At 42.4% G+C, this 12,271-nt stretch carries 13 protein-coding genes and 1 other RNA gene; 7 read left to right on the forward strand and 7 right to left on the reverse strand.

Annotation, left to right across the window (positions count from 1 at the left end):
* Nucleotides 1-80: 80 nt before the first annotated feature.
* The 3 genes from L4C39_RS07485 to L4C39_RS07495 are packed head-to-tail and all read right to left on the reverse strand — an operon-like array spanning nucleotide 81 to nucleotide 3,098.
* Entirely contained in the window at nucleotides 81-1,313 is a 1,233-nt protein-coding gene (locus tag L4C39_RS07485; protein WP_429745212.1) for an FAD-dependent 2-octaprenylphenol hydroxylase, read from the reverse strand.
* 17 nt (nucleotides 1,314-1,330) lie between these two features.
* Nucleotides 1,331-2,509: a 2-octaprenyl-6-methoxyphenyl hydroxylase gene (gene ubiH, locus L4C39_RS07490; protein WP_429745214.1), complete on the reverse strand. Its 1,179-nt coding sequence runs from the start codon at nucleotides 2,507-2,509 to the stop codon at nucleotides 1,331-1,333.
* A gap of 13 nt (nucleotides 2,510-2,522) precedes the next feature.
* Entirely contained in the window at nucleotides 2,523-3,098 is a 576-nt protein-coding gene (locus L4C39_RS07495) for a YecA/YgfB family protein (RefSeq protein WP_017054654.1), read from the reverse strand.
* A 240-nt stretch (nucleotides 3,099-3,338) separates the two neighbouring features.
* On the opposite strand from L4C39_RS07495, the gene zapA reads away from it, so the two are divergent.
* The 5 genes from zapA to serA all read left to right on the forward strand — a co-directional run bounded on the left by zapA (nucleotide 3,339) and on the right by serA (nucleotide 6,658).
* The gene (zapA, locus tag L4C39_RS07500) at nucleotides 3,339-3,647 is read left to right on the forward strand and encodes a cell division protein ZapA (RefSeq protein WP_017054655.1); all 309 of its coding nucleotides are present in this window, start codon (nucleotides 3,339-3,341) and stop codon (nucleotides 3,645-3,647) included.
* A gap of 17 nt (nucleotides 3,648-3,664) precedes the next feature.
* Nucleotides 3,665-3,848, forward strand: a non-coding RNA gene (gene ssrS / locus L4C39_RS07505) — 6S RNA.
* 5 nt (nucleotides 3,849-3,853) lie between these two features.
* The gene (locus tag L4C39_RS07510; RefSeq protein ID WP_429745216.1) at nucleotides 3,854-4,447 is read left to right on the forward strand and encodes a 5-formyltetrahydrofolate cyclo-ligase; all 594 of its coding nucleotides are present in this window, start codon (nucleotides 3,854-3,856) and stop codon (nucleotides 4,445-4,447) included.
* 77 nt (nucleotides 4,448-4,524) lie between these two features.
* Complete coding sequence (gene rpiA / locus L4C39_RS07515) at nucleotides 4,525-5,181, forward strand: ribose-5-phosphate isomerase RpiA (protein ID WP_017054657.1); 657 nt, start codon at nucleotides 4,525-4,527, stop codon at nucleotides 5,179-5,181.
* 247 nt (nucleotides 5,182-5,428) lie between these two features.
* Nucleotides 5,429-6,658, forward strand: coding sequence for a phosphoglycerate dehydrogenase (serA, locus tag L4C39_RS07520; RefSeq protein ID WP_171757179.1), 1,230 nt, complete (start codon nucleotides 5,429-5,431; stop codon nucleotides 6,656-6,658).
* Nucleotides 6,659-6,837: 179 nt separating this feature from the next.
* Here the strand turns inward: serA and L4C39_RS07525 are convergent, their stop codons facing one another.
* Both L4C39_RS07525 and L4C39_RS07530 read right to left on the reverse strand, forming a co-directional pair.
* The gene (locus L4C39_RS07525) at nucleotides 6,838-7,530 is read right to left on the reverse strand and encodes an oxidative stress defense protein (protein ID WP_429745219.1); all 693 of its coding nucleotides are present in this window, start codon (nucleotides 7,528-7,530) and stop codon (nucleotides 6,838-6,840) included.
* Between the two features lie 145 nt (nucleotides 7,531-7,675).
* The gene (locus tag L4C39_RS07530) at nucleotides 7,676-8,572 is read right to left on the reverse strand and encodes a LysR family transcriptional regulator ArgP (RefSeq protein ID WP_429745221.1); all 897 of its coding nucleotides are present in this window, start codon (nucleotides 8,570-8,572) and stop codon (nucleotides 7,676-7,678) included.
* A 138-nt stretch (nucleotides 8,573-8,710) separates the two neighbouring features.
* Here L4C39_RS07530 and L4C39_RS07535 point away from each other — a divergent pair, with 138 nt between their 5' ends.
* Complete coding sequence (locus L4C39_RS07535) at nucleotides 8,711-9,340, forward strand: LysE/ArgO family amino acid transporter (RefSeq protein WP_429745223.1); 630 nt, start codon at nucleotides 8,711-8,713, stop codon at nucleotides 9,338-9,340.
* 11 nt (nucleotides 9,341-9,351) lie between these two features.
* A complete protein-coding gene (locus L4C39_RS07540; RefSeq protein ID WP_113795770.1) occupies nucleotides 9,352-9,834 on the forward strand; it encodes a YbaK/EbsC family protein in 483 nt (160 codons plus the stop codon).
* A 107-nt stretch (nucleotides 9,835-9,941) separates the two neighbouring features.
* On the opposite strand, the gene mscS is transcribed toward L4C39_RS07540, so the two are convergent.
* Both mscS and fbaA read right to left on the reverse strand, forming a co-directional pair.
* Nucleotides 9,942-10,805: a small-conductance mechanosensitive channel MscS gene (gene mscS / locus L4C39_RS07545; RefSeq protein WP_113795769.1), complete on the reverse strand. Its 864-nt coding sequence runs from the start codon at nucleotides 10,803-10,805 to the stop codon at nucleotides 9,942-9,944.
* A 292-nt stretch (nucleotides 10,806-11,097) separates the two neighbouring features.
* On the reverse strand, nucleotides 11,098-12,174 hold the full coding sequence (fbaA, locus tag L4C39_RS07550; protein WP_429745225.1) for a class II fructose-bisphosphate aldolase: 1,077 nt from the start codon (nucleotides 12,172-12,174) through the stop codon (nucleotides 11,098-11,100).
* Nucleotides 12,175-12,271 lie beyond the last annotated feature (97 nt).

Raw genomic sequence — 12,271 nt, forward strand, 5'->3', positions numbered from 1 at the left:
CTCGAATAAATATTTAAAAGGGTTGATACAGATGTATCAACCCTTTGTCATTCATAAGCCCACGAGAATCCTGTTCGTGATTAGTGCTTAGGTACCACTAGCTTAGGGTGCTTTGCCAACTCTGGTAAATTCCCTTTCAACCCTAGCGCTCGTTTCATTATTTCATCTTTTGCGCCTGGCAGTTGCCCCACCAACTTCATTCCAATACCTCGGAACAATTTCTTGGCTGGGTTACTTCCTTCAAACAGATCTTTAAACCCTTGCATAGAAGCGATCATTTTTGCCGCTTCTGCTTTACGCCAACGCTCGTAGCCTCGCAAGTTGCGTTTAGTGCCAACATCCTCACCTAACGCCCATAAATGCTTGATCTCTTGAGCCAAACTTGCCGCATCGAGCAGACCTAAGTTAACACCTTGTCCTGCAAGTGGATGAATGGTGTGAGCGGCATCTCCGACAAGGGCGACACGATCAACCACAAAATCACGCGCATAGCGCATCTTAAGAGGAAAAGCAGCACGAATACCTACCACTTCACACATCCCAAGTTTTGCATCAAATTCTGCGGTTAATGCCTTATTGAACTCGTGTTCAGACATTGCAATTAATCGCTCAGCACGGCTAGGGTCGGTAGACCACACAATAGAACTCATATGGCTAGACTCAAGTGGCAGAAATGCCAGTGGGCCTTGGGGAGTAAATATCTGTCTTGCTACCGTGTCATGGGCATCTTTTGTCTTAATATTGGCGACGACAGCGCTATGTCCATAATCCCAATGCGTTAAGGGAATATCTTGCTGCTGACGAACCCAAGAGTTCGCACCATCAGCACCAACAACTAATTTAGCCGTCAATGCTTGGCCATTATCTAATGTTAACCAAGCTTCACTTTCACCTATTGCCATAGATTGACACGTCGCTGGCATAAACAGTGAAACGTTACTCTGCTGCTGGACTTGTTCTAACAGTGCAAGCTGAATCACTCGGTTTTCTACAATGTGGCCTAGATTCGGTTGAGATAACTGATTTGCACTGAACTCGATGCGCGCAAAGCTATCCTGCTCCCACACTTCCATCGCCTGATAAGGAGAAGAGCGACGCTGTATAATGCCTTGCCAAGCACCCAAGTTACGTAAAATCGTTTCACTAGAGCGGCTAAGAGCAGAAACACGAACATCGGGTAAGTCTGCCAATTCTGAATTTGGCGCTTTACCCTCTATTACGGCTATTCGCAATTCACTATCTTTTAACGCTGCGGCAAGAGCCAGTCCTACCATTCCACCGCCTACAATGGCGATATCGACACTTTGCATCATTGTTTCTACTTACCCTATTATCTTTCTACTAGACCCAGTGGACGACGCAGTAATGGCGCTTTCAGTGGAGAGCAGTTCTCCATTGCCATCAACCCTAAATTACGTCCAATTCGAAGTGTAAATGCATCATTAGAAAACAGATGAACAAGTGACGATGTCAGTGCCACCGTTATCTTTCGATCACTCTCTCGTCGCTGGCTAAATTGCATCAATCCTTTAAATTGACCAGGATCGTCGATATGAGTCACCACCTCTTCTGCTAGGCTAGCGACATCTCGGATGCCAAGATTGAACCCCTGCCCAGCAATAGGATGTAAAGTTTGAGCGGCATTACCTACAATAGCAAAACGGTGTGACGTATTTTGCTCTCGATAACGCAGCAATAGTGGGTAACTTGCTCGTTGTCCCACCTTCGTTAGCTTGCCTAAACGCCAACCAAATGCTTGTTGAAGCGACTCAAGAAAGTGTTCATCGTCTAAATTCAATATGTGTTGAGCGTCTTCAGGAGGCAAACACCAAACTAATGACATTCGGTTATCACTCATCGGTAACAGTGCCACCGGCCCATTAGCGGTAAAACGCTCAAACGCACGGCCTTGATGACGATCACTCACCGAAATATTGGCGATAACCGCGACTTGCTCGAAGTCATGCTCGGTTAACGCTAAGCCGATCTGCTCACAACATGTCGAAATAGCGCCATCAGCCGCAACCAACAATTTCGCTTGAATCAATGAGTCATCATCTAATTGGATCGTCACATTATCTTGATCGCGCTCGACCCGTTTCACCGAGTTCGGGCAGAGTAAGGTAATATTATCGGCTTGCTGCATTTTTTGTTGATATATCTGCCCGACATGAGCTAATTCAACCACATAGCCTAAAGCATCAACCTGTAACTCTTCACTGGTAATATTCGTCATGCCTGCATGAGAGCGATCAGAGACATGAATATGTTGAATCGCAGTGGCAACACTTGAGACTGACGCCCACAAGCCTAGCTTTTCTAATATTTTTACCGTGCCATAAGACAAAGCAATCGAACGCGAATCAAAACCTGGATGCGCTTGGTGATCGACAATAAAAGGTTCGACAACGGCAATAGATAGCTTTTCATCGCTTAATTTATTTAATGCAAGCGCCAATGTTGCGCCCGCCATTGCACCACCAGCAATAACTACATCAAATTGCTTCATCGTAACATTCCAATTAATGGATCGTTGGGGCTGACTCTTGTGTTGGTTTCACACCAAATTCAGCATGGATAGTTAGTACACATGCCTTCACATGCTCAATCACCTGTTCGAGAAGTTGAGCCTGCTCTTCAAGATCATCATCTTCATCAATACCCAGTTTTGCCATCTCTTCAAGATCAGAAAGGGCCTCTTTCGCATGAACTGAGGCTTTATTTAATGGTGCTCCCGCTAAACCAAGACCCGAAATAAAGTGATTGATCCAATCCGAAACGCCATCAGCAAGATCAAACAGGCTCGCATCGGCACCGTCATCAGGCAGCAGTAGAGTCAGGTCTAAATCCGTTCCGGTGATCTCATCAATTGTTGCTTTCAATGTTGACTCAGCAATAACAAGAGCGCGATCCGGCCAACCCATACCATCATTGGTATAATCAAAAATCAGTGGTTGCCAACTCTTATCGGATAAATTCAACCCACCGCTTAACATTCCGGTTAGCAGGCCATGCATCTCTGCTGGGTTAACGGCTAAACTTGCGCCTTGAAGCTCAGTGGCCGCTTTTAAGTAATCTGGAAGTGTTATTTTGCTCATTTCAATATCTACTAAGTCTTAAAGTTTGTTTAATCCTACCATTTCACCCCACATCTCGAAATGATGATATCCGGAAATATGAACAGCATTTGCTCAATCTGCCGATTTACTGTGTCGTCGAGCTCTCATTTCGACATAGACTTTCTGAAAAGCTTGAATCTTAATTGCGCTTTACCTATAGTTTCATCCTCGGTGGTTGCTGAGAAGCCCATTTAAGATAGCGCAAAGAGTTCATCCATCATGAGTAGTCAAGCGGTAGAAGTTGAAATTTTAGGAAAACTGACTCGAGTTAATTGTCCACCAGGACAAGAAGAGGCATTGACCCAAGCAGCTAACGATCTTGATAATCGATTGAAAGAGATGGCAGAGCGGACTAAAGTTACCAATGAGGTTCAACTTCTCACAATTGCAGCATTGAATGTTTGTTATGAATTACAAACTAAGCAATTTGAAGCCAACGATGAAAAAAATGCAATAACAGAGCGCATGGAAAAGCTCACTACATCGCTTGAAGGTGTATTACGTAATGTTAAGCATGGACCGCAATAGCTTTTTATAAGCCCAAATTTACCCTGGAGTGTTTGTCAGAGGATTTAAGTCCCCGAGCCGATAAGCAATCCCTAAGGGTTAGTACTTGAGTGCTATTGAGCATGCTCGGCTTGTACCGAGAAGCCTACGGTAATCATTGCTGATCCGCCTTGAACTCGCTGGTTCAAGGGCCACAATTCTCAACGGCACTTTGGGGTAATCTCTTCATGAAAATACTCACTCGAAATGAGTTTCGTCAGTTAATCCGCCAAAAACGCAATGCACTTTCCAGTGAACAGCAGTATGAAGCAAGTATAGATATTGCTAATCAATGCTTATCTCTTCCTGATTTTCAGACCGCTCAACATATTGCGTTGTATATTTCTGCTGATGGCGAGATAGATACCAAACCACTTATTCAATCTCTTTGGGATTTAGGTAAGCACGTTTACTTGCCCGTGTTACACCCTTTTTCTCCAGGGCATCTACTGTTCCTCCATTACACCAACGACACGTCAATGACTTATAACAAGTACGGCATCGTCGAGCCAAAACTCAATCAAACACTGATAAAGCCAGTATCTGAACTTGATCTTGTCTGTACCCCTTTAGTCGGCTTTGATACCACAGGACATCGCTTAGGTATGGGTGGGGGCTATTATGACCGAACATTATCGAAATGGTTTAATACTGGGATCGGAGCACGACCTATTGGAATCGCGCATGATTGCCAACACGTTGATCGCCTTCCAACAGAGGTTTGGGATATACCTTTGCCCAAGATCGTGACTCCAACGAAAACTTGGCAATGGGAAAAGTAAACATAACTCGCTATAATCGCGCCGCAAAGTTAACAACTTCTATTTAGATTAATAGATTATCAATTCAGGAGATAGGCATGACTCAAGATGAAATGAAAAAAGCGGCAGGTTGGGCAGCACTTAAGTACGTTGAATCAGGAAGTATTGTAGGCGTAGGTACAGGTTCTACCGTGGATCACTTCATCGATGCTTTAGGCACAATGAAAGATGACATTAAAGGTGCCGTTTCAAGCTCTATTGCTTCTACCGAAAAATTACAAAAACTAGGCATTGAAGTATTTGAGTGTAATGACGTAGCAAAACTTGATGTTTATGTTGATGGCGCTGATGAAATCAACCCTACTCGTGACATGATCAAAGGTGGTGGTGCTGCTCTAACTCGTGAGAAAATTGTTGCGGCAATCTCTGACAAGTTCATCTGCATTGTTGACGGAACAAAAGCGGTTGATGTTCTAGGAAACTTTCCACTACCAGTTGAAGTTATTCCGATGGCTCGCTCTTACGTGGGTCGTGAGCTAGTAAAACTTGGTGGCGATCCCGCTTACCGAGAAGGCGTAATTACTGACAATGGTAATGTAATTTTAGATGTTCACGGACTAAAAATTACAGATGCGAAGAAGCTTGAAGAGACAATCAATGGCATCGCTGGCGTTGTAACTAATGGCCTATTTGCTCATCGTGGTGCAGACGTTGTTATCACAGGTACTCCTGAAGGTGCCAAAATAGAAGAATAATCGAATTTTCGTTATTTGATTACAAGCAGCGCCATTCGGTGCTGCTTTTTTATTTCCTATATATAAAATTATGCCTTATTCCGTAATTTTCTTACCCAAAACAATTTTTTTTTGCTACTTTATTGGACAGAAGACGCACAGGGAAGATGTTTGTCTCTATATAAAACTGTTGATTTTTTCCCCTTTCAACCTTTTTGTAGCACGTGCGCCGTATTTGCCCACCTTTCCATTTTAAAGGACGAGAATAATGGCCAAAGTATCACTGGAAAAAGATAAGATTAAAATTCTACTGCTTGAAGGCCTCCATCCTTCTTCAGTTGAAGTACTTCAAGCCGCAGGCTACACCAACATTGAGTACCACAAAGGCTCACTTTCTGATGACCAATTACTTGAAGCAGTAAAAGATGCACACTTCATCGGCCTTCGCTCCCGCACAAACATAAGCCAAGAAGTCATTGATGCGGCAGAAAAGCTCGTCGCTATCGGTTGCTTCTGTATTGGTACTAACCAAGTAGATCTTAAAGCTGCCGCTAAACGTGGCGTTCCGGTATTCAATGCTCCATTCTCTAACACTCGAAGCGTTGCAGAACTTGTTCTTGGCCAAATCCTACTATTACTACGTGGTATTCCTGAAAAGAATGCACTTGCTCACCGTGGCATTTGGAAAAAAAGTGCTGAGAACTCAAATGAAGCTCGTGGTAAGCGTTTAGGGATCATCGGTTATGGCCATATTGGTACTCAGCTGGGCATTATTGCTGAAAACCTCGGTATGCGTGTCTATTTCTATGATATCGAAAACAAACTATCGCTAGGAAATGCGACTCAAGTGCACACCATGAGCGACTTGCTTAATAAGTGTGATGTTATCTCTCTGCACGTTCCAGAAACCGCTGAAACAAAAGATATGATGGGGCCAGATGAGTTTGCTCGAATGAAACCTGGCTCTATCTTTATTAATGCGGCACGCGGAACCGTCGTTGAAATTCCAGCTTTATGCCATGCGCTAGAGTCTGGTCATCTTGCTGGTGCCGCTATTGATGTTTTTCCAACAGAGCCTAAAACCAACAACGACCCATTTGAATCTCCATTGATGAAATTCGACAATGTGATCTTAACGCCTCATGTGGGTGGTTCAACTCAGGAAGCTCAAGAAAATATTGGTGTAGAAGTCGCAGGCAAGCTTGCTAAGTACTCAGATAATGGTTCAACGCTATCTAGCGTAAACTTCCCAGAAGTATCTCTCCCATTGCATACTGGCGCATCTCGTCTATTACATATCCATGAGAACCGTCCAGGAGTGCTAACCCAAATCAATACGATTTTTGCAGAAGAAGGGATCAACATCGCGGGTCAATATCTACAGACTACGGCAGATATGGGCTACGTTGTGATCGATGTTGAAGCTGATCGTTCAGAAGAAGCATTACTGAAACTAAAAGAGATCGAAGGGACGATTCGAGCTCGTTTATTGCACTAATGATCGCATCGTTTGATCGACAATTACTCTTGATCAAACGTTGAAAAATAAGTCATAAATCGAATCCAAATAAAAGGCATCTCATTGAGATGCCTTTTCATTAGCCCATTCAAACAAGCGCTAATTTTTCAGAGAGTGCAAACCTCTTAGGCCTTCTACTTAGACCTCTTAAACGAGTACTAGTCAATTTTGTATATCACATCGACGCTATCACGAATGATCAACGTTGCATCTTGATAGCTATTTGATTCTGCACCACCATCCATCGCCATTGAACGCATCAGCATAGGCTGAGATTGAGGGCGATTATAGTTAATCTGCCATACGGAACCTAAATCACGCTTAAACCCTTCAGCTAAAAATTTAGCCTTGTCAGAAGCATCATTAATTGCCGCCAAGCGAGCTTCTGCCTTATAGCGTGCTTCATCTTTCACTTTTAACTTAATGTTATCGACTTGATTAATACCTTCACCCAAAGCGATATCCAAATACTGATTTAAATTAGCAAGTTGAGAGACTTGGACGGTCACATTTCTAGACGCTCGATAGCCGACAAGCTCTGGCTTACCTTCTTTTGGATAGTGGTATTGTGGTGCTAGATACAAATTAGAGCTATTAATATCCGTTGCTTTTACGCCCGCTTCTTTTAAGCGAGCAAGAAATGATTCAACCACATTATCGACGGCTTGCTTTGCTTGTTCCGCTGTCATTGTTGATTCGACAACCTTGACAGAAAATGTTGCCATATCTGGAGTCGCGACAACTTCACCGTATCCTGTCGTTGAGATATGAGCAAAATCAGGCGTATTCGCAAAAGAATTCATGCTAATCAGACTAGATAGTGTGATCATTAAACTTGGTACTAATTTCATTCAATGTGCCTTTGTGGTTAAACTTTTTTACATCATAGGCGTAATTTACTGCACACCCTATCTTTTCAAGACGTTTTTACAGAACTTTGACTGTGTTAAAAATCATCGAAATAGCGTTTAATCACAGTAATTGATGATAAAAAGATTACTGCGGAAGAAACTCCCGAGCATACGCAATCACGGCTTCAGATAACTCTTTAAGCACCCCACTTTCTAGCTGCCAATGGTGCCAATACATTTGATGCGACAACATGAAGCCAGGAGTGACATCAACAAGTACTCCTTTATCCAATTCTTCTTGGATTTGAACTTTGGGTATTAAGCAATAGGCAACACCTGCGCTCGCCAATTTCACAAAAGCTTCAGAACTACGGACGGTATGCTTCAGCACACTGCCATAAGGTAAGTTAAAGTGCTGATAAATAAATCGTTCATGCATTTCATCGTGTTGATCAAATACAACAGCAGGAGCTGCAATCAATGACTCTCGGGTGACACCTTGGTTGAAATAGCGAGCGCGAAAGCTTGGGCTGGCAACACATAAATAGTCCATCCTCCCAAGGTAATCAGCATCACACCCTGCTATAGGCTGAAAATCTAAACTAATTGCAGCAACAACTTCACCGCTGCGTAATTTATCTATGGTTCGCCCTTCATCATCAACAATAAGATTAAGCTCGATTCGTTTTTGATCCACCAAATCGATTAAACTTGGCAATAACCAAGTCGCAAGCGTATCGGCATTCGTAGCCAATGAGACCGCCAATGCTTTTCCGCTATCTTCATTCGTAATACTAGGGATCAGATCTTGCTCTAATAAGCATACTCGTCGATATAGACCTAATAATTTCATTCCTGCTGGCGTGGGTCTGGGCGGTTGCCCTCTCACTAATACTGGCTGAGCTAACCACTTCTCTAGCTGTTTAATTCTTTGGGATACTGCGGATTGAGAAATATGCAAACTTTCTGCTGCACGTTCAAAGCTTCGCTGAGCGACCACTGCATCTAACGCTTCTACCCACTTATAGTCTAACCCTCTCATCACACCTTCCCTTTCTCGCATAACCCAAATCATTAGAGATACTTATGATAGATTAAAATCATTAATTATACTTATGATGATTTTCGATTTACCCTCTAACCCTTGATTTAACTGTCTTCACTTTCTTTGAGGTTTCACGTGAATATCTGGATTTTGCTACAAGGTTTTGGGTTAGGGGCGAGTATGATTATTCCAATCGGGGCTCAAAATGCTTATGTATTGAATCAAGGCATCAAACGCAACCACCATCTCACGACTGCCACGATATGCAGTTTACTAGATGTCGTGTTCATATCATTGGGGATATTTGGTGGCGGTGCTATTTTGTCTCAGAATGAAATACTTCTCACAACAGTCACGTTAGGAGGCATTGCGTTCTTAATCTTCTATGGTTTGTTATCACTAAAAAGCGCCTTTGCACTTTCTAAAAACTCCGATTCAAAGCTTAATACTCTAGAGAGAGGCAAGAGAACTGTGGTACTGGGAGCTCTTGCGGTAACGGTACTAAACCCACATCTATATTTAGATACGGTTGTTATTTTAGGATCCATTGGTGGGCAGTTCGAAGGGAGTGATAGAGTATCATTTGCCATTGGTACTATTATGGCTTCATTTGTTTGGTTTTATACATTATCCATTGGAGCCGCTAAATTAGGCCCGACCCTATCTAAACCAAAGGTTAAGAAATTCATTGATATCGCTGTAGCATCCATGATGTTTGTTATTGCATTTTTATTGGCAAAAGGGCTGTGGGCTCAATATATCTAGGCAAATCAGTAATGAATACATTAGAAAAAATTTATCAAACTAACATTCAGTTACTTTCCAAAACTGAGGTGACATACACTCAATGGGAGCATGAGCCTATTCTTGATTTTGCGACTGATGAAATGGTTGCAAAAAAATTAGGATGGACAGGAACACACAGCAAAAGCTTGTTTCTAAAGGTTAAAGGGGGCGGTTTCGCACTTTACCTAACTGAAAAAGATAAACGCCTAGACAGTAAAGCAATAAAGAAGGTGCTGGGGAAGCGAGTCTCGATATGTGATGATATTGAAATGACAGAACAAACGGGCTGCGTACCTGGAGCCGTTTGCCCCTTTGCTTTACCACAGAGCATCCCAGTTCTCGTGGACTCGACTCTATTTACTCATGATGAAATTTTGTATACCCCAGGGCATCCTGAGCTTACATTAGGCTTTGCAGGAAAAGATTTACCGATTCTTTTGCAAGCCATAGAGAATACAGTTCACCACATATAGTACTTTGGATACAAACATTAAGGTTTAAACAAGCACCCGTTTGATGAGCCGATAGCAATAAAAAAGCGCAATATTTCTATTGCGCTTTTAAAAAGAGAATGTGGTGATTAATCCACTTTGTTCATATGAACATCCATTTGTGGGAATGGGATCTCAATCCCTTCTTTATCCAAGCCTTCTTTGATGGCTTGTAACGAATCAAAATACACATTCCAGTAATCAGACGTTTTAACCCATGGACGAACCACAAAGTTTACTGAAGAGTCAGCTAAAGCTAACACGCCAACTTGAATACCCGGCTCTTTTAGAATTCGCTCATCAGATTCAAGGATCTTGGTAATGACTTCTTTCGTTTTTTGCAGATCAGCACTGTAAGACACGCCAATCACATGGTCAATACGACGAGTGTCGTGACGTGAGTAGTTGGTTATAGGGCTACCAATCACCGCTCCGTTAGGCACAACAACCATCTTATTATCAGGTGTTGTCAAAATAGTTTGGAAAATCTGAATAGACTCCACCGCACCTGCAACACCACCAATTTCAACATAATCACCCGATTTAAACGGACGGAATGCAACGATAAGTACGCCTGCCGCAAAGTTAGACAGTGAACCTTGTAGTGCTAAACCAATCGCTAAACCAGCAGCACCAATCACCGCAACTACAGAAGCCGTTTGAACACCAATTCGACCTAGAGCAGCAATCAGTACGATTACAAATAGCGTATAACGGACCAACGCGTGAATAAATTCAACGACAGCTTTGTCCATGTTTTTCTTCTGTAAAACTTTTGCCACGCTTCCAGCAACAGCTTTCACAATCATATTACCAATGAATAGGATCGCTAGTGCTGAAAAGATATTCACACCATACTGAATTAATAGCTCTGAGTTATTTGATAACCACTGCTCTGCTTGAGAAAGTGTATCAACAATCGGTGTTTCGATAATAGATGACTCACTCGCCATAATAGTACCCTCTAAAGTATTGAACAAAAATGACTCTACAACGACTCACTTGCCGCTTCCGTGCATACAACTGAATAAAACAGCGTTATCGCATGATACATCAACTTTGGCAATTTATATAATCAGTGGGAATAAAAGTAATTTAATATCAATTACTCCCCCCTCTTTTCTCACTATTGGGAATTCCAGTAAATACCGTTGTACAAAAAGCATTCAAACCAATGAGCAGGCATAAAAAAACCCGCTCTATGAGCGGGTTTTTAAAACTTAGAAGAGTACTAATTCAAATGAATTATAGTACGTCTACAGCGTTAAGGTCAGCAAATGCTTTCTCTAGACGAGTAACCATAGAAGACTGACCAGCACGTAGCCATACGCGTGGATCGTAGTACTTCTTGTTTGGCGCAGCTTCGCCAGTTGGGTTACCGATTTGACCTTGTAGGAATTCACGGTTTTCAGCTTCGTAAGTACGGATACCGTTCCATGATGCCCACTGAGTATCAGTATCGATGTTCATTTTGATAACACCGTAGCCAATAGACTCTTGGATTTCAGCTTCTGAAGAACCAGAACCACCGTGGAATACGAAGTTAAGAGCATTAGGTGCAATACCGAATTTCTCTGCACAGTATGCTTGAGAATCACGTAGGATAGTTGGAGTAAGAACAACGTTACCTGCTTGGTAAACACCGTGTACGTTACCGAAAGATGCAGCGATAGTGAAACGTGGGCTAACAGCCATTAGTTTCTCGTATGCGTATGCTACGTCTTCTGGAGAAGTGTAAAGCTCAGATGCGTCCATATCAGAGTTATCAACGCCGTCTTCTTCACCACCAGTACAACCAAGTTCGATCTCGATTGTCATGTTCATTTTAGCCATGCGCTCTAGGTACTTAGCACATGTTTCGATGTTCTCTTCTAGAGACTCTTCAGAAAGGTCTAGCATGTGAGAAGAGAATAGTGGTTTACCAGTTTGAGCGAAGAACTCTTCACCAGCGTCTAGTAGACCGTCGATCCATGGAAGAAGTTTCTTAGCAGCGTGGTCAGTATGTAGAATAACTGGAACACCGTAATATTCAGCAACTGCATGAACGTATTTTGCACCAGCAACTGCGCCAAGAATTTGTGCACCTTGACCTTCAAGTTTAACGCCTTTACCAGCGAAGAAACCAGCACCGCCGTTAGAGAACTGAACAACAACTGGTGCTTTAACTTTAGCAGCAGCTTCAAGAACAGCATTGATCGTATCAGTGTTAATTACGTTTACCGCTGGAAGAGCAAATTTGTTTGCTTTTGCTGCTTCAAATACTTTCTGTACGTCGTCGCCAGAAATAACACCAGGTTTTACAAAATCGAAGATCTTAGACATGGAAATAGTCCTATTATTCTATTCGTTTTAAGATAAAAAAACTTAAGTTAAAAATTTGCAATCGTTTGCTCACAACTTTCGCTATTCTAGCAAAAAA

This window comes from Vibrio clamense (assembly GCF_050337905.1).
GTDB classification, from domain to species: Bacteria; Pseudomonadota; Gammaproteobacteria; order Enterobacterales; family Vibrionaceae; genus Vibrio; species Vibrio cortegadensis.

Bases quoted from the DNA above. Each gene is read 5' to 3' on its own strand.
- L4C39_RS07485 (WP_429745212.1), bottom strand. From the start codon at position 1,313: ATGATGCAAAGTGTCGATATCGCCATTGTAGGCGGTGGAATGGTAGGA.
- ubiH (WP_429745214.1), bottom strand. From the start codon at position 2,509: ATGAAGCAATTTGATGTAGTTATTGCTGGTGGTGCAATGGCGGGCGCA.
- L4C39_RS07495 (WP_017054654.1), bottom strand. From the start codon at position 3,098: ATGAGCAAAATAACACTTCCAGATTACTTAAAAGCGGCCACTGAGCTT.
- zapA (WP_017054655.1), top strand. From the start codon at position 3,339: ATGAGTAGTCAAGCGGTAGAAGTTGAAATTTTAGGAAAACTGACTCGA.
- L4C39_RS07510 (WP_429745216.1), top strand. From the start codon at position 3,854: ATGAAAATACTCACTCGAAATGAGTTTCGTCAGTTAATCCGCCAAAAA.
- rpiA (WP_017054657.1), top strand. From the start codon at position 4,525: ATGACTCAAGATGAAATGAAAAAAGCGGCAGGTTGGGCAGCACTTAAG.
- serA (WP_171757179.1), top strand. From the start codon at position 5,429: ATGGCCAAAGTATCACTGGAAAAAGATAAGATTAAAATTCTACTGCTT.
- L4C39_RS07525 (WP_429745219.1), bottom strand. From the start codon at position 7,530: ATGAAATTAGTACCAAGTTTAATGATCACACTATCTAGTCTGATTAGC.
- L4C39_RS07530 (WP_429745221.1), bottom strand. From the start codon at position 8,572: ATGAGAGGGTTAGACTATAAGTGGGTAGAAGCGTTAGATGCAGTGGTC.
- L4C39_RS07540 (WP_113795770.1), top strand. From the start codon at position 9,352: ATGAATACATTAGAAAAAATTTATCAAACTAACATTCAGTTACTTTCC.
- mscS (WP_113795769.1), bottom strand. From the start codon at position 10,805: ATGGCGAGTGAGTCATCTATTATCGAAACACCGATTGTTGATACACTT.
- fbaA (WP_429745225.1), bottom strand. From the start codon at position 12,174: ATGTCTAAGATCTTCGATTTTGTAAAACCTGGTGTTATTTCTGGCGAC.